Genomic DNA, 19,380 nt, shown 5'->3' on the forward strand with positions numbered 1-19,380 from the left:
ATGATATCCGGTCAACGGTCCCGGTGTCCGGCGTACTCGGCCACCGCCGCCAGGAGCCCCGGGGCACCCTCCAGCACCCGGGCCAGGGAGAGTGTCTGGGCCAGGGTCCTCTCCCGCTCGACGACCGCGCCGTCGACACCGAAGACGGAGACGTAGGTGAGCTTCTCCTGCGCGACGTCCTTGCCGACGCTCTTGCCGAGAACCGCGGCCGTCGCGGTGACGTCGAGGAGGTCGTCGGCGATCTGGAAGAGGACGCCCAGGGAGTCGCCGAACCGCGCGGCGGCCTCCCGCCGCTCTCCGGTCGCCCCCGCCAGGACGGCCCCGAGCTCGCACGAGGCCGACAGGAGGCGCCCCGTCTTCTTCTCGTGGATCTCCTTCAGACGCCCCGCCGTCCGAAGGTCCTCCCGTCCGTGCCCGGACGCGGCCAGGTCGAGCGCCTGCCCGCCCGCCATCCCTCCGGAGCCGATCGCCCGCGCCAGGAGGAGGACCGCCTCCGCGCGGCGGGCCGCCAGGGCCTCGCCGCGCGGCCGGGAGGCGAGGACCTCGAAGCCGAGCGACTGGAGGGCGTCGCCCGCCAGGAGGGCCATCGCCTCGCCGTGCACGACGTGGCAGGTCGGCTTGCCCCGGCGCAGGGCGTCGTCGTCCATGCAGGGGAGGTCGTCGTGGATCAGCGAGTAGGTGTGGACCAGCTCGAGCGCCGCCGCGGCCTCCGCGACCTCGTCGCGTGGCGCGGCGCTCCCTCCGAGGACGTCGTGAACGGCGAGCGCGAGGGCGGGACGCAGGCGCTTTCCTCCCGCGAGCGTGCTGTAGCGCATCGCGTCGGCGAGACCCTCGCCGGCCGGGGGGAGGATCCGTTCGAGGGCAGCTTCGGCCTCTCCTCTCGCCGCGGCGAGGAACGCCCCGAGGCTCACGCCTCGTCCTCCCCCGCTGCGTCGTCTGCGCCGGGCGCGTCGAGGGGCTCCGTCTCGAGACCCTCGGGCGTCTCCTTCAGGACGACGTCGACCCGCTTCTGGATCTCCTCGAGCTTGCCGCGGCAGAAACGCGACAGCGCGACGCCTTCCTCGAAGAGCTCCAGCGACGCCTCGAGGCCCCTCTCGGGGTCCTCCAGCTCCGCGACGATCTTCTCCAGCCTCTCGAGCGCCTTCTCGAACGTGAGCCCTTTCGGGAGCTTCGCCTTCGCCGTCATCACGCACCGTCCTTCGAAATGTCCGTCACGCGCGCTCTCACGGTCCCGCGCGCCAGGACGATCCGGAGGGCGTCGCCCGGTGCGACGCCTTCCGCGTCGACGAGGGGAGCCGTCGCCCCCTCGACGTACGTCACAGAGTAGCCTCGTGCCAGCACGCGGAGCGGGTCGAGCGCCGAGAGCGAGGCGGCGAGCGCTCCGAGCCGCTCGCGCGAGGCGCCGAGACGCCGCTCCAGCCGCTCCGACGCCGCCCGCTCGGCCGCCGCCGTGCGCGCGAGACCGAGAGGCAGGGCGGCCCGGGACGGCCATGCCGCCACCGCCCCTTCGGCCCGCAGGAGGCGCTCGCGGTATGCCGCCGGCAGGCGCCGGACTGCCGAGAGGAGCTCCCGGGCCGCCGAGGACGCCCGCGCGGAGAGCGACGCCGCCCGCGCCGGGAAGCCGGCGAGCGCAGGGGCGTTCAGCAGGCGGGCCGCGTCGGCGTGGGCCGCCAGGAGGCGGCCCTTCAGGGTCCGCGTCAGCTCGCGCCCGAGGCCCTCGATTCGGCCCTCGAAGTCGTCCCGGCGGGCTACGACGAGCTCGGCCGCCTGCGACGGCGTGGCGGCGCGCAGGTCGGCCGCGAGGTCGGTCAGCGTCACGTCGATCTCGTGGCCGACGGCCGAGATCGTCGGAATGCGGCTGGCCGCCACGGCGCGGACGACCCTCTCGTCGTTGAAGGCCGACAGGTCGTCGCGCGACCCGCCCCCGCGCGCCACGATGACGACGTCCGCGGCCGAGTGGCGCGAGAACCCCTCGACGGCGCGCGCGATCTCGTCCGGGGCCGCGGCGCCCTGAACCGCCACCGGCCAGACCGTCACGTGCGCGTTCGGAAAGCGCGCCGACAGGACCTTCAGGACGTCGCGCACGGCGGCGCCGTGCCGCGACGTCACGACCCCGATCCGGCGCGGGAGGAGGGGAAGCTTCCGCTTCCGGGACGGATCGAACAGCCCCTCCGCAGCGAGCCTCGCCTTCAGCTGCTCGAAGGCGAGCTGCAGCGCGCCGGCCCCGACGGGCTGGATCTCGGAAACGACGAAGGAGAGCTTGCCGCTGCGGGCGTAGACGTCGGGCCGTCCCCGGGCCAGGACCTCCATCCCCTCTTCGGGGCGGAACGGAACCCGTGCGACGTCCGACGACCACATCACGGCCGGTAGCGCGGCCGAGGCGTCCTTGAGCGTGAAGTAGGCGTGCCCCGACGACCAGATCCGCCAATCCCCGATCTCACCCTTCACCCACGTGTCGGGGAGCGAGGCACGCAGGACGCCGTTGAGCCTCGCCACGAAGAGCGAGACCGTGATCGCCGACGCCCCTGGAGGTCCGTCGCCAAACGGGAGGGTCGGCTCCGTGGAACCGGCCAGCGGTCGCCGCGGCACCCTGTAGCGGAACGACATCTCCCTCATTCTATTGGCGTGGAAGAGAAGTCTCGACACCGGGCCGGGGCGGCGGCGCCCCCGGCGAGCCTAGGAGACCGGTGGGGCCGGCGCTCCGGCGCCGCGAGCCGCGGCGAACGGGAGCGCGAGGACGACGAGCATCAGCCGGAGGATCTCCACGTCGCCGAAGTTGTACTCGAACATCCCGGCCACGAAGAGCGCGACGTTCGCCGCGAGCGCCCCGCGGGCCAGGGAGCGCACGGCGGGGCGCGACCGGTCCCGCGAGAGGGGCCATCCGGCCGCGAGGACGGCGACGACGATCGCGAGGTAGGCGATGGCCGAGGGAACGCCCGTCTCCGCGGAGACGTTCACCAGGTTGTTGTGGAGGTGACCGACGTTCGCCTCCACGAATTCCGGCTGGCGGTAGACCGGGTAAAGCTCGGTTATCCGTCCCGGACCGACCCCGAAGAACGGTCGCTCCGAGATCATCGTGGCCCCGGACGACCACATCGCGAGCCGGTCGCGCGCGGCGGCGTCGGTCCGGTCGAACGTCGAGGCCGCCCTCTCCCGCACGCCCGCAGGCAGGACGAGAACGAGCAGGACGGCGAGCGGGGGGACGGCGAGAACGAGCCGGGGACGGGCCGTGAGGACGAGGACGACGACCCCGGCGGCCAGTCCGAGGTAGGCGCTCCTCGTGAAGGTGAGGCCCACGAGGAGGATCGCGGCCAGCGCGAGGGCTCCGTCGGCGACGCGCTGCGGACGCGGCCGCCCCGCCGTCAGCGCGCGCGCCGCCAGGACGAGCGAGAGAACCATCAGGAGCCCGGCGTACGTCATGTAGATCGAGAGCCCGCCGGAGGGCCTCTCCCAGACGTTGTCGTAGCCGAGGATGAAGTAGTCGACGAGGCCCCTCAGGACGAGGTACAGGGTGGTGAGCCGGAGGGCGTCCACGACGAGGTGGGCGTCCTCGACACCGTCGACGAGCGCCGCCACGAGGACGACGAGCAGGAACGTGACGAGGCCCTTGACCTCCCGGGCCGAGCGGATCGCGTCGGTCGAGAAGAAGACTGCGAGGATCGACAGCAATAGGAACGGCGCGACGGGACCGTGAAGCGGCGACGTCCTTCGGAAGGGCCCGAGGGTTCTCTCCCGGCCCGCCGGACCGCCAGGCGCCAGAGCAGCGAGGCGAGGAGCGCCAGGGCGAGCGCGATGTTCGCGACCGCCATCACGTGACTCAGCGCCACGCACAGGACGAGCACAGCGAACGCCGCACGCGGGAGCGGAGCCCGGTGGGAAAGTGAGCCTGGGAGCAGGTTCAGGACGCGCGGGCCCCGGCGGGGAGGGCCTCTTCGACCAGCATGACCGGGATGTCCGAGACGATCGGGTAGACCCGGCCGCAGGCGCCGCAGTGGAGGCCCTCGGTCACGACGGGTTCCTCGTCGCGGAACCTGTCGCGGTACTTCTCGACGACCTGCGCGGCGGCCCCGGCCTCGAGGGGGCAGAGGGTCACGGCCGGTCGGGCGTCACATGCCGGGCAGGCGAGGATGGCGAGGAGCTCGGGATCTACGGCCATGTCCGAATGCTAGCAGGAGGTGCGGCCGCCCTGACGGATCAGGAACCGAGCTTCTCCTGGATCGGCGTGATCGACCGGGCCTTCCCCGTCGCCTCGTCCACGTCGACGATGGCGCCGCAGAGGCGGACGTCGCGCGTGGCCGTCTCCATGCCGCGGGGCGTCTGGAACCGGAAACGCTCGAGGATGTTCTTCGGGTCGAATCCGATGATCCCCTCGTAGGCCCCGGTCATACCGGCGTCGCCCTGGTAGGCCGTCCCCTTCGGCAGGACCCGGGCATCCGCGGTCGGGACGTGGGTGTGCGTCCCGATGACGAGCGAGGCGCGCCCGTCGAACCACCACCCCGTCGCCTGCTTCTCGGAGGTCGCCTCGGCATGGATGTCGATAACGACCACCTTCAGCTCCGGGCAGGCCGCCTTCATCTCCTCGAGGCAGACGTCGCCGACGCGGAACGGCGAGTCGGTCGCGGCCATGAAGACCTGCCCCTGCAGGTTCAGGACACCGACCGGTATTCCCGCGGGCGTCGACTGGATCGACCAGCCCCGCCCCGGGTTGCCCGGCGGGTAGTTCGCGGGACGGATGAGGTTCGGGATGTCGTCGAGGAGGGGAACGAAGTCCTTCTTGTCCCAGATGTGGTTGCCCGACGTGAAGACGTCGATGGGGAGCTTCGAGAGGTCCGCGAAGATCTCCGCGGTCACGCCGAACCCTCCCGCCGCGTTCTCGACGTTGACCACGGTGAAGTCGATCGCCTCGCGGGCGATGACCTTCTCCAGCAGCCCGAGGGCCTTGCGGCCCGGCTTTCCGACGACGTCTCCGACGAACAGGAGCTTCACGACCTGGTCCTTTCCGGGGCTGGGGACGACGCCGCCCCGGGGAGGCCCCGGGGCGGCGGGCGTACGTGGGATTTCGCGAGCCTACTTGGCGTACTCGACCGCGCGGGTCTCGCGGATGACGGTGATCCGGATCTGGCCGGGGTACTGGAGCTCGGACTGGATCCGCTTGGCGAGGTCCTTCGACATCCAGAAGCAGTCGGCGTCGTTGACCTGCTTGGCGTCGACGATGACGCGCAGCTCGCGTCCCGCCTGGATGGCGAAGGTCTTCTCGACCCCCTTCATCCCCTGCGTCATCTGCTCGAGCTTCTCGAGGCGCTTGACGTACGTCTCGATGATCTCGCGTCGCGCGCCGGGGCGGGCGGCCGAGATGGCGTCGGCGGCGTTCACGAGGACCGCCTCGATCGTCCGCGGCTCGTAGTCGCCGTGGTGGCACTCCATGCCGTGGATGACGGCCTCGCTCTCGCCGTACTTCTTGAGGAGCTGCCGGCCGAGCTCGAGGTGCGTCCCCTCCTGCTCGCGGTCGATCGCCTTGCCGATGTCGTGGAGGATGCCGGCGCGCTTGGCGACGGCGACGTCGACCTTCAGCTCGCTCGCCATGTGGCAGGCGGCCCAGGCGACTTCCTTCGAGTGCTGCAGGACGCTCTGCCCGTAGCTCGTCCGGTACTTCAGGCGCCCGAGGAGCTTCACGAGCTCCGGGTGGAGGTCGGCGATGCCGAACTCGTAGGCGGCGGCCTCACCGGTCTTCTTGAGGTCTTCCCAGAGCTCGGCGCGGACCTTCTCGACGACTTCCTCGATCCGGGCCGGGTGAATCCGCCCGTCCTGGATCAGCCGCTCGAGCGCCCGCCGGGCGACCTCGCGCCGGATCGGGTCGAACGAGGAGAGCAGGACGGCCTCCGGCGTGTCGTCGATGATGATGTCGACCCCGGTGGCCGCCTCGACGGCGCGGATGTTCCGCCCCTCGCGGCCGATGATGCGACCCTTCATCTCGTCGCTCGGCAGGTCGAGGACGGTCACCGTCGTCTCCGCGACGTAGTCGGAAGCCATCCGCTGGGTCGTCATCGCCAGGAGGCGCTTCGCCTTCATCTGGGCGTTGTCGACGGCGTCCTCCTCGATGCGACGGATGAGTCCGGTCGCCTCGAGCCGGGCCTCGTTCTCGAGGTCCCGGATCAGGTCCTTCTTCGCCTGCTCCGTCGTCAGCCCCGCGATCTGCTCGAGCTTGGCGCGCTGCGCGACCACCAGCGACTCGGCTTCCTTCTGGGCCTCGGCCTCGATCTCGTCGACGTGCTTCTCGCGCTTGTCGAGGTTCTTCGACCGGTTCTCCGCGTCCTGCTCGCGCTTCTCGGCGGTGCCGATCTTCCGGTCGAGCGACTCCTCCTTCGTCAGGAGCCTCTTCTCGAGGTCGACGAGCTCGTTGCGCCGGCGCGCCACCTCCTCGTCGACGGCCTCGCGGGCCTTGAGAAGATGCTCCTTGGCGTCGAGCTCGGCCTTCTGCGCGGTGGACTGGGCGCGACGGACCTCGGCCTCGGCCTGGAGCTTCGCCGTCTCCAGGACCTTTCGCGCCTCGAGGTCGGCGAGGGCCCGGGCCTGATCGGCATTCGCCCTCGCCTTCGTCGCACGGACGAAGAAAACCACCGCCGCCACAAAGAGGATCGCGGCTACGGCGATGGCGATGTAACTAGCTGGATTCACCTGTAGTCCCCCTCGTCTCGCATGTCGTCGAGGGTGACCCTGTGCCGGGAAGCGGAAACGAGAGACCGGGGGAATGCTGCCGCTAGGAAGCCCTCGCGGGAAAAAGGCCCCCGCCTCGGCCGTGTGAGCCTGAGTCTTTGAACCCTCGGTAAACCAGGGCGAACGACCCGGGGCGACCCGTCAGTTCCCCGGCCGGAGCCGGGGCGTCACAGGGTGGCCGGGCTTCGGGACGTTCAGGGTTCAAATATCGGTTCAAGGACATTTGCTCAATCACGCACCGCGCAGGGTGCCAGATATATCCGTTCCGGCTCGCGCCGGGACATCCGCAGGCAGTATCCCGAGGATCTCGTCCAGTTTCTCGACGAGGCGGCCCGCCACCGGCAGGAGCCGCCCCGGATCACCCATCCGGGTCTTCAATCGGTACTGATGGAACTCGTCGGAGACGTTCAGGGCCGTCAGGATGGCGATTTTCGTCGAGTCCACGGTCGGGGCGTGTGCCGCCACTTCCCGCATCTTCCGGTCCACGAACGCGGCGAGGTCGAGGATGTACTCCGCCTCTCCGGCCGCGCGGACCGAATAAGTCTGTCCGAAGATCTCCACCTGGATGACGGTAGGCCTGTTCTCCATCCCGGCAGCTCTCCTTCTTTGCTGCCGCCGGAGAGGATATCACGCGGCGCCTCAGACTTCGGCGGCCGGCTCCTCCAAGCTCTTGACCAGACGCTCGATACGGGCACGGACCTCTTCCCGCTCGACGGACATCCTCGAGAGCCTCTCGTTCAGTTCGGCCACGTGGACGGCCCCTTCACGGCTGTCGGTCAGCTCGGCCTTGAGGCGGTCCCGTTCGGCGGCCGTCTCCTCGAGAGCGGCGCGGAGGCGGCCGTTCTCGGCGGCGCTTCCCTGCACCGCGGACAGGAGCCTGGCGACCCGCTCTTCCATGGCGGAGAGAAGCTGCTCGAGCTCTGCAACCGCCGGAACCTGCTCCTCGGCGGGGGCCTTTTCCTTCTTTCCGCTCATCTCGTTCTCCTTCAAGCAATTCCATCCACGGCCGCGCCCGGCACGAGGAGGAGCCGCCGGGCGGCTTCGTCGCGCCAGCGGTTGATCTCGTCCCTTCCGAGGGAGCGTTCCTGGGAGCCGTAGGCGACCGTGAGGGTCGTCTTCACGAATCCCTCGGGAACACCTGCTCCACGCCAGAGGTACTTCGTATCGACCCGGAGGAGCTCGCCGGGGGCGTCCCGCCGGACGGCCGACTCGAGCGCCTCCCAGGCGACCGACAAGGGATGCGTCACGGTCAGGTCGACTTCGCTTCCCGGAAAGCGAGACGGCATCTCCACGGTCGACGGGGGCGGCGAAGCCGGGATCGCCGCGACGTCGACGTCCGCCACGACCGCCTCGCCGAGATCCCACGAGGAGGCGAGAGGCCCGGCGAGCACGCCGACCCAGCCGACGACCGTTCCGCCGGCCACGACCTCGGCCGACCGGCCGGGGGCGAGGAACGGGAACGACGCGGGCCGGATCTGGGGCGCCCCGGCGCCGAAGCCGGCGTAAAGCGCGGCCACGGCACCCGATCCGTCGTAGAAGTCCGCGGGGCGCGACGCGGCGGCCCAGTGGGTTCCCCGGCGCCCGTGCAGGAGCACCGCCGCGCGCCGGCTTTCGACCGGCCTCCCCTCGACGAGAGCGTACGAACGGCCGACCTCGAACAGGGCGAGATCGGCGTGGCCGCGGCGAACGTTGTGCCGTGCGGAGCGGAGCAGGCCGATGACCGGGGTCGCCCTCATCGTCGTGAAAGGCTCGCCGAGGGCGTTGGCGATCACCGGGGCGGAGCCGGAGACGGCGGACGCGAACGGGGCGTTCTCCTCGGCCGAGACGAACGAATAGCTGCACGCCTCGACGAAGCCGGCCGCCGCGAGAACGTCGCGGGCGCGATCCTCCCGGGCGAGGATCGGCTCGGACCAGGTCGGGTTGAACGGCGGCGGGAGCGCCTCCGGGAGGGCACCGTACCCGACGACCCGGATGACCTCCTCGATGAGATCGCACTCCTGCTCGACGTCGATCCGCCAGCTCGGGACCGTCACCGCGAGGACACCCGGCTCCGTCTCCTTCACGCCGAAGGCGAGAGCCGAGAGGATCTCGACGGCGCGCGCGAACGGAACGTCCATCCCGAGGAACGAGACGAGGCGCGCGTGCCGGAGCTTCACGACCTTCGGCGGGATCGCGCGGGCGAGGACGTCGATCACGCCGTGCGCCACCGTGCCGCCGCAGCCGGCGACGAGGAGCGCCGTGACCCTGTTCAGCCCTTCGACCGTCGTCGCCGGGTCGGCGCCGCGTTCGAAGCGGTGAGAGGCGTCGGTGTGCATCCCGAGGAGCCGCGCCGTCTTCCTCACCGCCGTGGCGCTGAAGTGGGCCGACTCGATGAGGACGCGCGTCGTCGACGGCGTGATCGCGGTGTGCAGGCCGCCCATGACGCCCGCGAGGGCGACGGGCCTTTCGGCGTCGGCGATGACGAGGTGCTCGGGCGAGAGCGTCCGCTCGACGCCGTCGAGCGTGACGAGGGTCTCCCCGGACCGTGCCCGCCGCACGACGATCGCGGGGCGGCCATCCGGGCCCTTCGCGAGCGTGTCGAGGTCGAAGGCGTGCGTCGGCTGCCCGATGTCCCAGAGGACGTGGTTCGTGGCGTCGACCGGCGCGCTGATCGGGTTCATCCCGAGCGCCCGGAGACGCTCCTGGAGCGCAGGCGAGGCTTCGCGGACCCGAATCCCCTCGACGATCCTCGCCGAGTAGCGCGAGCAGAGCGCCGGCTCCTCGATCGCGACGGTCGCGAGCGCGGCGGCGTCGACCGGGCCTTCGGCGGGGGTGGGCGCGGGCACGTCGCGGAACTCCCGCCCGAGGGCGCAGGCGGCCTCCCGCGCGAGGCCGCGGTGGTTCATCCCGTCGGGCCGGTTCGCCGTCAGCTCGACGTCGAGGACGGCCTCGCGGCCCTCGCCTTCCGTCCCCTCGACGATGAATCCGACGTCGGTCAGCCGGCGGCGGAGCGTCTCGAGATCGGGGAGCTCGCCGGGCAGGTACTGCCCGATCCATTCGAGGCGGAACTTCATGGCGTCATGTCCACGTCCGGTCGAGGAACCGGACGTCGTTCTCGAAGAGGAGCCGCAGGTCTGGGATGCCGTGAAGGAGCATTGCGATCCGGTCGATTCCCATTCCGAACGCGAAGCCGGTGTAGCGCTCCGGGTCGATGCCGGCGTTCGCCAGGACGTTCGGGTGGACCATCCCGGCTCCCATGATCTCGATCCAGCCCGAGAAGGAGCAGATGCGGCAGCCCTTCTCGCAGAAGGCGCAGCTCACCGCGCAGTCGACGCCGGGCTCGACGAACGGGAAGAACGTGGGCGCGAGGCGCACCTCGGCGCGCCCCCCGAAGAAGCTCTTCGCAAAGGCCGCGAGCGTCCCGCGCAGGTGGGCGAACGTGATCCCCTCGTCGACCACGAGCCCTTCCATCTGGTGGAAGACCGGCGAGTGACGCGGGTCGATGTCGTCCTTGCGGTAGACGCGCCCGGGACAGAGGACCCGGATGGGGGGCTTGCGGCTCTCCATCGTCCGCATCTGGACCGGGGACGTGTGCGTCCGGAGCAGCAGCGCGTCGCGCCCCGTCCCGCCCCCTCGACGAAGAACGTGTCCACCGCATCCCGCGCAGGATGGTCGGGCGGGAAGTTCAGCGATTCGAAGTTGTACCAGTCGGTCTCGATCTCGGGACCGTCGGCGACCTCGTATCCCAGGCCGCGGAACGACGCCTCGATCCGGCGCCTCACGATCGTCAGCGGGTGAAGGCGCCCCACCGTCGGCGTCCGCGGCGGGAGCGTGACGTCCACGGCCTTCGCCGCTTCGGCGAGAGCCGCTGCGCGGTCGGCCGACTCCGTCTCGAGAGCGTCGAGGCGGGCCTCGACCTCCTGCTTGAGGGCGTTCACGCCGGCACCGAAGGCGGACTTCTCCTCCTTCGGCACCTCCTTGAGGCGCGCCAGGAGCGCCGTGACGACGCCCTGCTTCTTGCCGAGCCAGCGGACCTTCAGCGCCGCCACGTCCGCCGGCAAGAGGCCGCCGCGAGAGATCGCGGCGGCCTCCGACTCGGACAATTCGACAGCGAAAAGGCCGCGGGCCTCCTCGACGGAGACCGGGCTCCCGGGGGGCGCTGCTTGCGGCCCCCCGGGCCCCCCGGCCTCGGGGCGAATGCCGCTCATCCCCGCCCGCCTCAGGCGGCGGCGAGGGCGCTCTTGGCGGACGAGACGAGCGCCGTGAAGCCCTTCGGGTCCTGGAAGGCGATCTCGGCGAGGACCTTGCGGTTCACGTCCGAGCCGGCCTTCTTCAGCCCCGCCACCAGCTGCGAGTAGCTGATGTCGTTCATACGGGCGGCGGCGTTGATACGGGTGATCCAGAGCCCCCGGAACTCGCGCTTCTTCTGCTTGCGGTCGCGCGTGGCGTAGGCGAGCGAACGCTCGACCTGCAGCTCGGCGATGCGGAAGCAGTTGTGCTTGGTTCCGTAGTAGCCCTTTGCCAGATCCAGGATCCTCTTCCGGCGATCCTTCCTCTTTGTTCCGCGCTTGACGCGAGGCATGGCCTTATCTCCTCTTCCTTCTTACGCGTAGGGAAGCATCTTGCGGACGGTGTGCTCGTCGGCCTTGGCGACGAGGCCCGACTTGGCGAGCTGGCGCTTCCGGCCGGAGGCCTTCTTCGTCAGGATGTGCCGCGCCATCGCGTGGCCGCGCTTGAACTTTCCCTTGGCAGTGATCGTGAAGCGCTTCGCGGCGCCGCGGTGGGTCTTCCTCTTGTGGGTGGCCATGGGCCGGGTTCTCCTTGCTCCAACGTGGTCCCAGGTTCGGTTCTGAGGCCGGGAATGATCAGTGCTTCTTCGGCGGTCCGAAGATCATGTGCATCCGGTTGCCGAGCATCTCGGGGTTGCCCTCGGCGTGGGCCTTCCCCTCGAGGTCCTTGCTGAGACGCTGGAGGACCTTGCGCCCGTTGTCGAGGCGGGACATCTCGCGGCCGCGGAACTGGATCGTGGCCTTGACCTTGTCCCCTTCCTCGAGGAACCGGACGATGTTCTTGATCTTGAAGTCGTAGTCGTGGTCGTCGATGTTCGGGCGGAACTTGACCTCCTTGACCTGGGTCACCTTCTGCTTCTTCTTCGACTCGTGCTCCTTCTTCTTCTTCTCGAAGGTGAACTTGCCGAAGTCCATGATCTTGCAGACCGGAGGCTGGGCCTGCTCCGCGATGATCACGACGTCGAGGGCCACCTCACGCGCCTTCGCGAGCGCGTCCTGTGGCGTGACGACCCCGAGCTGCTCGCCGTCCTCGGCGATGAGGCGCACCTCGGGAAAACGAAGGATGTACTCGTTGATCGGGGAGTTCTTCTGGGGGGGGATCCGTGGACCGCCTCGAAAGAAAATGGCGCTTCCTCCTGTTCGTTACGACGACGCGTTTACGTTCTGGCGGGCGCCGGGGCGCCCCACGTCGCCGCACGCGCGACGACGGCCTGTTTCATCTCTGACACGACGTCTTCGAGCGGGCGCGACCCGAGGTCCCCCTCGTGCCGCTTGCGCAGCGAAACCGCTCCCGCCTCGCGCTCCTTCTCGCCGACGACGAGGAGGACGGGGACCTTCTCCAGCTCCCCGTGGCGGATCTTGGCACCCAGCTTCTCGTTCCGCTCGTCGATCGTCACCCGGAGCCCCGCCTCGCGCAGCGCGGCGGCGACGTTCCGGGAGTACTCGAGGAGCTTGTCGGAGACCGGGATGACGCGCGCCTGCTCGGGCGCGAGCCAGAGCGGGAAGTCGCCCCCCGTGTGCTCGACGAGGATCCCGAAGAACCGCTCGAGCGAGCCGAGGACCGCCCGGTGGAGGACCACCGGCCTCTTCTTCGACCCGTCCTCGGCCGTGTAGTCGAGGTCGAACTGCTCGGGGTTGGAGAAATCGACCTGCAGCGTCCCGAGCTGCCAGGGACGGCCGATCGCGTCGGTCACCTGGAAGTCGAGCTTCGGACCGTAGAAGGCGCCGTCTCCCGGGTTGATCTCGTACGCCCGGCCGCGCCGCTCGAACGTCGCGGCGAGCGCCTTCTCGGCGATTTCCCAGTTCTCGACCGTCCCCATGAACTTCTCGGGGCGCGTCGCCAGGGCGACCTTCACCTCGGGGAAGCCGAAGGCCCCGTAGACCTCGTCGATCAGGTCGATGAAGCGGTCCATCTCCGCCGGCAGCTGCTCCATGGTCACGAAGAGGTGGGCGTCGTCCTGGCAGAACGTCCGGACGCGCGTCAGCCCCTGGGTCACGCCCGAGCGCTCGTAGCGGTGGAGCCGCCCGAAGTCGGCGTAGCGGACCGGCAGGTCGCGGTAGGAGAAGGCCTGCTGCGAGAACATCAGGAAGTGACCCGGGCAGTTCATCGGCTTGATGCCGTACTCCCGCTCGTCCGCCACCGTGAAGAACATGTTCTCGTGGTAGTTCTGGTAGTGCCCCGACTTCTTGAAGAGCTCGACGTCGTAGACCTGCGGGGTCACGACCTCCGTGTACCCGTACTTCGGGTAGAGGCTCCGCATGTAGTCGACGAGGAGCGTGTAGACCGTCGCCCCCTTCGGGAGGAAGAACGGCGAGGCCGGCGCCCAGGGGTGGAAGAGGTAGAGCCCCAGCTCCTTGCCGAGCTTGCGGTGGTCGCGGGCCCGGGCCTGCTCCATCCGGTGCAGGTGCTCGTCCAGCTCCTTCTGGGAGAGGAACGCCGCCCCGTAGATCCGCTGGAGCATCGGCTTCGTCTCGTCGCCCTTCCAGTAGGCGCCGGCGGCGTGCGTCAGCTTGAAGACGCCGAGCTTCCCCGTCGCCGGGACGTGCGGCCCGCGGCAGAGGTCGATGAAGTCGGCCTGCCGGTAGCAGGAGAGGGAGCCCTCGGGGATGCCGGAGACGATCTCCACCTTGAGGTGGTCGCCCTGCTCCTCGAAGATCTTCACGGCCTCGGCCTTCGACATCTCGAGCCGCTCGACCGGGGCGTTCTCCGACACGATCTTCCGCATCTCGGCCTCGATGCTCTCGAGGTCCTCGGGCGTGAAGGGCCGGCCCGGGTCGAAGTCGTAGTAGAAGCCGTGCTCGATGGCCGGTCCGATTCCGATCTTCACGCCCGGGAAGAGGCGCTTCACGGCGTGGGCGGTCAGGTGGGCCGTCGAGTGCCGGTAGACCTCGAGGGCGTCGGGGTGCTTCGGGGTGATGACCTCGAAGGCGCCGGAGGCCGTCAGCGGCCTCTTCAGGTCGAGTATCCGGCCGTCCACCTTCACCGCGAGGGCGTCCTTGGCGAGACGCGCCCCGATGGAAGCCGCCACGGCCTCGCCGGTCGTACCCGTAGCCACCTCCCGGACGGAACCGTCGGGAAGGGTCAGGCGGACGACTTGTTCGGCGATGGCAGACATGGCGACGACCTCCTCCAATCGAGCTGGTGGGGATTCGAGATCGAATTTCGGGAGGAGGGGGGAGCGGGATGGTAGGCGCTAGCGGACTCGAACCGCTGACCCCTTCCGTGTGAAGGAAGTGCTCTACCGGCTGAGCTAAGCGCCTGCGAACGCAGTGGGAAGCGAGATGGTAGGCGCGAGCAGGATCGAACTGCTGACCCCTACCGTGTCAAGGTAGTGCTCTCCCACTGAGCTACGCGCCTAAAAGCTTCCCAGGGCTACCGGCAGGAGACCTCGTGGAGGTACTTTGAACCCCGCCCTCGACCCGGAACTGATTCTCAAAAGACCCGCTCCGACCAATGGGCCGGAGCCGCGGAGGATACGGGGACCGGCGGGAAGCGTCAAGCGGGCGTGGGGCGCGGGCCTCAGGGCCCGAGGAGCGCCTCCCGCAACCGCCGGACGTTCGTCGCGACGTCGCCCCTGAAGACGGCCGAGCCGGCGACGAGGACGGTGGCGCCGGCTTCGACGACCTCGCGCGCGTTGCCAGGCTTGATGCCGCCGTCGATCTCGAGCTCGGCCTTCGAGCCGATTGCGTCGAGCATCGCGCGGAGGCGGAGGACCCGCTGGGTGGCTCCGGGGATGAACGACTGGCCTCCGAAGCCGGGGTTCACGGACATGACGAGGACCTGGTCGACGTCCGGAAGGATCTCCTCGAGGGCGGAAAGGGGGGTCGCGGGGTTGAGCGTCACGCCCGCCTTCACACCCAGCTCCCTGATCTGCTGGATCGTCCGGTGGAGGTGGGGGCAGGTCTCGACGTGGACCGTCAGGACGTCGGCCCCGGCCTTCGCGAAGTCGGCGAGGTACCGCTCGGGCTCGACGATCATCAGGTGGACGTCGAGGAGGGCGCCGGTCTCCTCGCGGAGGGGCCGGAGCGCCTCGACGACGAGCGGCCCGATCGTGATGTTCGGGACGAACCGGCCGTCCATGACGTCCACGTGGAGCCAGTCGGCGCCGGCGGCGACGGCTTCGCGGGCGTGGGCGGCGAGTCGGCCGAAGTCGGCGGAGAGGATGGAGGCGGCGAGCTTCGCCATGGCGCCATCTTCTCCGAGAAACGGCCCGGCGTCGAAGCTCAGGCGACAGGCTCGCCGGGAGAAGCGCAGACCAGGCGATATCCGGCCATACGACGAGCCGCTCGCGCCTGAGATCGAGCCGGACCTCGGCTATGCTCGCCGTTCGTGAAGCTCGTCATCCAGATTCCCGCGTGGGACGAGGAGGGGCAGATCGCGGCCGCCGTCCGCGAGCTGCCCCGGCAGGTGCCCGGCTTCTCGACGGTGGAGGTCCTCGTCGTCGACGACGGCTCGACCGACGCCACGTCGCGCGTGGCGAAGGAGGCCGGGGCCGACCACGTCCTCCGGCTCGGTATTCACAGGGGGCTGGCCGTCGCGTGGCGGGCGGGCCTCGACCGCGCCCTCGCCCTCGGGGCCGACGTCATCGTCTCGACCGACGCCGACCGGCAGTACGCCGCCTCCGATGTCGTCACGCTCGTCGGGCCGATCCTGCGTGGAGAGGCCGAGATCGTCGTCGGCGACCGCGGCGTCGCGACGAAAGCCGATTTCTCGCCCGGCAAGCGGCTCGTCCAGCGGCTCGGCTCCTGGGTGGTGCGGCGTGCCTCGGGCACCGACGTCCCCGACGCCACGTCGGGTTTTCGGGCATTGACGCGGGAGGCGGCGCTGCGGCTCAACGTCTACACCCGGATGACCTACACGACCGAGACGCTGATCCAGGCGGGGCACAAGAACATGGCGGTCCGCTCCGTCCGCGTCGGGACGAACCCGCCGGTCCGGCCCTCGCGGCTCTTCCGGCGGACGTCGCGTTACGTCCTCGTCCAGGGAGCGAACATCCTGCGGATGTCGGCCCTCTACAAGCCGCTTCCCGTCTTCCTCGGGCTGTCGGCGATCCTGTTCCTCCTCGGGACGGGGCTTTTCGCGCGTTACGTCTGGTTCCTCGCCACGCGGGAGACCCCCGGCGCGCACATCCAGTCGCTCCTTCTCGCCACGGTCTTCCTCGTCGGCTCCTTCCTCTCGTTCCTGACGGGCCTCCTCGCCGACCTGATCTCGATCAACCGGACGCTCATGGAGGAGATCCTGCTTCGCCTGCGCCGCCAGGAGGCGGCCCGGGGCGCCGAGGACCGTGACGACGCCCGAGGGTGAGCCGGGGGATCGGACTCCCCCGACCCTCTCGCCGCCCTCGCCCATCCTGCCCCTTCTGCGCCGTATCGCGCTGACGCTCCTCTGGCTCGTCCTCCTCACCCTCCTCGCCCGGCAGGTCGCGCACGCCCCCGCCGACGTTCTCGACCGTCTCGGGAAGGCCCGGCCAGGGCTGATCGCGGCCGGAGTCGTCATCTACGCGCTGGGATTCGCCGCCCGCGCGGCGCGGCTCAACCTCCTCCTCCCGCCGGCCGACCGGATTCCGTTCGGCCGCGCCTGGGCCGTCTCCGGCGCGACGACGTTCCTCCTCCAGGTCCTCCCTTTCCGCGGAGGCGAGGTCGCGAGCTGGGCGCTCTACAGGCGCGTCCTCGGGACGGGCTGGGCACGCGCCGGCGCGGTCTTCGTCCTCGTGAAGACCCTCGACAGCGCCGCGTTCCTTCTCGCCGGCCTCGCCGGCGCCGCGGCGCTCGCCCTCAGGAGCGGCGTCCCGGTCCTCGGCGGGGCAACGGCCGTGGCGGTCGCCGCGGGAACGGTTCTCCTCGTCCTGATGCCGCGCCTCGGCGTCCCGGTCGTCGAGGCCGCCGCCCGCCGCTTCGCGGCGCGGCCGCGGCTCGCCCGGGGGCTCGGCGAGCTGGCCGAGGGGCTGCGCGTCGCCCGGGAGGCGCCGGGCGCCTACCTGCTCGCGTTCGCCGGGGCGGTCGCGTTCCTCGCGGGCCACTTCGCCGCGCTCACGCTCCTCTTCTCCGCCCTCGGCCTGACGCCGTCGCTCCCCGCGCTCGCGTTCGCCTCGCTCGCCTCGGTCCTCTCGGCCGCCGTCCTCCCCTCCCCCGCCGGGACGTTCGGGCCGATGGAATCGGGCTTTGCGGCAGGGCTCGCGCTCGAGGGCGTGCCGCTGGCGCTCGGCGCCACCGTGACGGGCGCGGTCCACCTGCTGACGACGATCGCCTGCGGCGTCGTCGGCCTGCCGCTCCTGGGCCGGCGCGGCGCGCGGGATCTCAGCCCGCGGCCTTGACCGACGAGAGACGCCGAGAGCCGGGGGAGACGATCTCCTGGCCGCGCTGGCAGTAGGGGCAGGAGGCCTCGTCCCACGTCGGGACCTCCATCCTGAGGACCGACCGGAACGGCAGCCCTTCGAGGCTCTGGGTGCCGCCGCCGGCCGACGGGCCCCTGCGGTCGACGACCGCGGCGCAGGCGACCGGCTCGGCCCCGAGGCTCCTCACGAGCGCGAGGACCTCGCGCGTCGAGCCTCCCGTCGTCACGACGTCCTCGACGACGACGACCTTCTCGCCCGGCTCGAGGCCCAGGCCGCGCCGGAAGGCGAAGGACCCCTCGACCCGCTCGGCGAAGATCGCCCGGCGCGCGAGAGCGCGCCCCACCTCGTGGCCGATGATGAGCCCCCCCATCGCCGGGGAGACGACCGCGTCGATCCCGAGCGGCGCGAGGGCCTCCCCGAGCGCGGCGCCGAGGGCGCTGGCGCGAGCGGGCCACTGGAGGACCTTCGCGCACTGGAGGTACTTGTCGGAATGGAGGCCGGAGGAGAGCTTGAAGTGGCCCGTGAGAAGGGCTTCGGTCTCCTCGAAGTGACGGAGCGCTTCGCTGGCGTTCATGCCGTTGCTTCCTCGCGTTTCTTCAGGCCGTAGCGGTCCATCTTCTTGTAGAGATTCGACCGCGGGGTCTCGACGGCCTCGGCCGTCCGCGTCACGTTCCCGCCGTTCTCGGCGAGCTTGGCGACGATGTAGAGCTTCTCGGCCTCGTCCTGGAAATCCTGGAGAGTCTTCACGCCCAGGAGGCGGAGCCAGACCTCGTCCGGGGCCGCTGCACCGGCTCCCGTGGACGCCGGAGCTTCGGATGCCGCCTCCGCCATGGCCTCCGGCTCACCTTCGCGAACGACGCGTCCTCCCCGGACGACGACCGGCCCCTCGGGCCGCACCTCGCCCGGGACCTCGACGTCGACCGAGTCGACGACGTCGCCGTCCGTCATGATCATGAGCCGCTCCACGTGGTTCTTCAGCTCGCGGACGTTTCCCGGCCAGGGGCGCGCGGCGAGCGCCATGAGCGCGTCGTCGGTGAAGCGCTTCGGCCGGTAGTTGTTCGTCCGCGCGAAGAGCTCGGCGAAGTGGAGGACGAGGGCCGGGACGTCCTCGGGGTGCTCGCCGAGGGCGGGGGTCTTCAGCGGGATGACGTTCAGCCGGTAGAACAGGTCCTCGCGGAACTTCCCCTGCCGGATCATCTCCGTCAGGTCGCGGTTCGTCGCGGCGATGACGCGCACCTTGACGCGGACGACCCGCGGGCTCCCGACCGGCTCGACCTCGCCCTCCTGCAGGACCCGGAGGACCTTCGCCTGCGCCGAGAGGGACATGTCGCCGATCTCGTCGAGGAAGATCGACCCGCCGTCGGCCTCGACGAACTTCCCCACCTGCTTGCGCTCTGCCCCGGTGAACGACCCCTTCTCGTGCCCGAAGAGCTCGGACTCGATGAGCGTCTCGGGAATCGCCGCGCAGTTCACCTGGATGAACGGCCCGTTCCTCACCGCCGATCCCTCGTGGATCGACCGGGCGACGAGCTCCTTGCCCGTCCCGCTCGGACCGACGATGAGGATCGTCGCGGGAGTCGGCGCGGCGCGGGCCACGTCGGAGAGGAGCTTCTTCACGGCGGGAGCGTCGCCGACGAGGCGCGTCAGGCCGAGGCGGCTGCGCAGCTCGAGGTTCTCGCGGGTGAGGCGGGAGGCATCGAGGACCCGGCGCAGGGCGTTGAGGACGTGCTCGGTGGCGAGCGGTTTCTCGAGGAAGTCGTTCGCGCCGGCCCGGATCGCCTCCATCGCCGTCCGCACGTCGCCGTGCCCCGAGATCATCACGACGGGCGTCGTGAGGCCGCGCTTGCGGATCTGCGCGAGCGTCTCGAGGCCGTCCTGGCCCGGCATCTTGATGTCGAGGAGGAGGGCGTCGTGATCGGGCGCCTCGGCCACCGCGTTCGGCCCCGCGGAGACGGCCGTCACGTCGTAGCCCTCGTCGAGCAGTATTTCCCGGAGCGACTCGCGGATGTCGCCCTCGTCGTCGCAGATGAGAATCCTCTGGGCCATCGCCGCGGAGGATACGA

Annotated in this window: 18 protein-coding genes, 2 tRNA genes, 1 other RNA gene and 2 pseudogenes; 2 read left to right on the forward strand and 21 right to left on the reverse strand. The window is 70.4% G+C overall.

The window, feature by feature from the left end; translation table 11 throughout:
• Positions 1 to 11 precede the first annotated feature (11 nt).
• From IPN03_19330 to IPN03_19420, 19 genes and pseudogenes are all read right to left on the reverse strand, one after another.
• Positions 12 to 911, reverse strand: a complete 900-nt coding sequence (locus IPN03_19330) for a polyprenyl synthetase family protein (GenBank protein ID MBK9375808.1) — start codon at positions 909 to 911, stop codon at positions 12 to 14.
• The gene (xseB, locus tag IPN03_19335) at positions 908 to 1,186 is read right to left on the reverse strand and encodes an exodeoxyribonuclease VII small subunit (GenBank protein ID MBK9375809.1); all 279 of its coding nucleotides are present in this window, start codon (positions 1,184 to 1,186) and stop codon (positions 908 to 910) included. The genes IPN03_19330 and xseB overlap by 4 nt, the downstream gene beginning before the upstream one ends.
• Positions 1,186 to 2,607 (reverse strand): exodeoxyribonuclease VII large subunit, encoded by a 1,422-nt coding sequence (gene xseA, locus IPN03_19340; protein ID MBK9375810.1) that lies wholly within the window; start codon positions 2,605 to 2,607, stop codon positions 1,186 to 1,188. The genes xseB and xseA overlap by 1 nt, the downstream gene beginning before the upstream one ends.
• A 69-nt stretch (positions 2,608 to 2,676) precedes the next feature.
• Positions 2,677 to 3,669: an O-antigen ligase family protein gene (locus tag IPN03_19345; protein MBK9375811.1), complete on the reverse strand. Its 993-nt coding sequence runs from the start codon at positions 3,667 to 3,669 to the stop codon at positions 2,677 to 2,679.
• 229 nt (positions 3,670 to 3,898) lie between these two features.
• Complete coding sequence (locus IPN03_19350) at positions 3,899 to 4,156, reverse strand: Trm112 family protein (protein ID MBK9375812.1); 258 nt, start codon at positions 4,154 to 4,156, stop codon at positions 3,899 to 3,901.
• Positions 4,157 to 4,194: 38 nt separating this feature from the next.
• Positions 4,195 to 4,986, reverse strand: a complete 792-nt coding sequence (locus IPN03_19355; protein ID MBK9375813.1) for a YmdB family metallophosphoesterase — start codon at positions 4,984 to 4,986, stop codon at positions 4,195 to 4,197.
• A gap of 81 nt (positions 4,987 to 5,067) precedes the next feature.
• Positions 5,068 to 6,675: a ribonuclease Y gene (gene rny, locus IPN03_19360; protein MBK9375814.1), complete on the reverse strand. Its 1,608-nt coding sequence runs from the start codon at positions 6,673 to 6,675 to the stop codon at positions 5,068 to 5,070.
• 104 nt (positions 6,676 to 6,779) lie between these two features.
• Positions 6,780 to 6,966, reverse strand: a non-coding RNA gene (gene ssrS / locus IPN03_19365) — 6S RNA.
• A gap of 117 nt (positions 6,967 to 7,083) precedes the next feature.
• Positions 7,084 to 7,302: pseudogene (locus tag IPN03_19370) on the reverse strand (cell division protein ZapA).
• Between the two features lie 51 nt (positions 7,303 to 7,353).
• Positions 7,354 to 7,689 (reverse strand): hypothetical protein, encoded by a 336-nt coding sequence (locus IPN03_19375; protein ID MBK9375815.1) that lies wholly within the window; start codon positions 7,687 to 7,689, stop codon positions 7,354 to 7,356.
• An 11-nt stretch (positions 7,690 to 7,700) separates the two neighbouring features.
• Positions 7,701 to 9,767 carry a phenylalanine--tRNA ligase subunit beta gene (gene pheT, locus IPN03_19380; GenBank protein MBK9375816.1) on the reverse strand — a complete coding sequence of 689 codons (2,067 nt, stop codon included), beginning with the start codon at positions 9,765 to 9,767 and terminating at the stop codon, positions 7,701 to 7,703.
• 4 nt (positions 9,768 to 9,771) lie between these two features.
• Positions 9,772 to 10,901 (reverse strand): annotated as a pseudogene (gene pheS / locus IPN03_19385) (phenylalanine--tRNA ligase subunit alpha).
• 11 nt (positions 10,902 to 10,912) lie between these two features.
• Complete coding sequence (gene rplT, locus IPN03_19390; protein ID MBK9375817.1) at positions 10,913 to 11,275, reverse strand: 50S ribosomal protein L20; 363 nt, start codon at positions 11,273 to 11,275, stop codon at positions 10,913 to 10,915.
• A 21-nt stretch (positions 11,276 to 11,296) separates the two neighbouring features.
• Complete coding sequence (rpmI, locus tag IPN03_19395) at positions 11,297 to 11,500, reverse strand: 50S ribosomal protein L35 (GenBank protein ID MBK9375818.1); 204 nt, start codon at positions 11,498 to 11,500, stop codon at positions 11,297 to 11,299.
• 58 nt (positions 11,501 to 11,558) lie between these two features.
• Positions 11,559 to 12,059: a translation initiation factor IF-3 gene (locus IPN03_19400; GenBank protein MBK9375819.1), complete on the reverse strand. Its 501-nt coding sequence runs from the start codon at positions 12,057 to 12,059 to the stop codon at positions 11,559 to 11,561.
• Positions 12,060 to 12,139: 80 nt separating this feature from the next.
• Positions 12,140 to 14,098 carry a threonine--tRNA ligase gene (thrS, locus tag IPN03_19405; protein MBK9375820.1) on the reverse strand — a complete coding sequence of 653 codons (1,959 nt, stop codon included), beginning with the start codon at positions 14,096 to 14,098 and terminating at the stop codon, positions 12,140 to 12,142.
• A 69-nt stretch (positions 14,099 to 14,167) separates the two neighbouring features.
• Positions 14,168 to 14,243 (reverse strand) — tRNA-Val (locus IPN03_19410).
• Between the two features lie 22 nt (positions 14,244 to 14,265).
• Positions 14,266 to 14,340, reverse strand: a tRNA-Val gene (locus IPN03_19415).
• Positions 14,341 to 14,502: 162 nt separating this feature from the next.
• On the reverse strand, positions 14,503 to 15,168 hold the full coding sequence (locus IPN03_19420) for a ribulose-phosphate 3-epimerase (protein ID MBK9375821.1): 666 nt from the start codon (positions 15,166 to 15,168) through the stop codon (positions 14,503 to 14,505).
• Between the two features lie 144 nt (positions 15,169 to 15,312).
• Between IPN03_19420 and IPN03_19425 the strand changes: the two genes are divergently transcribed.
• Both IPN03_19425 and IPN03_19430 read left to right on the forward strand, forming a co-directional pair.
• Positions 15,313 to 16,287, forward strand: a complete 975-nt coding sequence (locus IPN03_19425; GenBank protein MBK9375822.1) for a glycosyltransferase family 2 protein — start codon at positions 15,313 to 15,315, stop codon at positions 16,285 to 16,287.
• Positions 16,268 to 17,296 carry a flippase-like domain-containing protein gene (locus IPN03_19430; GenBank protein ID MBK9375823.1) on the forward strand — a complete coding sequence of 343 codons (1,029 nt, stop codon included), beginning with the start codon at positions 16,268 to 16,270 and terminating at the stop codon, positions 17,294 to 17,296. Before IPN03_19425 ends, IPN03_19430 begins: the two co-directional genes overlap by 20 nt.
• Here IPN03_19430 and IPN03_19435 read toward each other — a convergent pair.
• Together IPN03_19435 and IPN03_19440 are read right to left on the reverse strand one after the other, a co-directional pair.
• Positions 17,280 to 17,891: an orotate phosphoribosyltransferase gene (locus IPN03_19435; protein ID MBK9375824.1), complete on the reverse strand. Its 612-nt coding sequence runs from the start codon at positions 17,889 to 17,891 to the stop codon at positions 17,280 to 17,282. The genes IPN03_19430 and IPN03_19435 overlap by 17 nt on opposite strands.
• Positions 17,888 to 19,363 carry a sigma-54-dependent Fis family transcriptional regulator gene (locus IPN03_19440; GenBank protein MBK9375825.1) on the reverse strand — a complete coding sequence of 492 codons (1,476 nt, stop codon included), beginning with the start codon at positions 19,361 to 19,363 and terminating at the stop codon, positions 17,888 to 17,890. The genes IPN03_19435 and IPN03_19440 overlap by 4 nt, the downstream gene beginning before the upstream one ends.
• Between the last annotated feature and the right edge of the window lie 17 nt (positions 19,364 to 19,380).

The organism is Holophagales bacterium, from assembly GCA_016719485.1.
GTDB lineage: Bacteria > Acidobacteriota > Thermoanaerobaculia > UBA5066 > UBA5066 > UBA5066.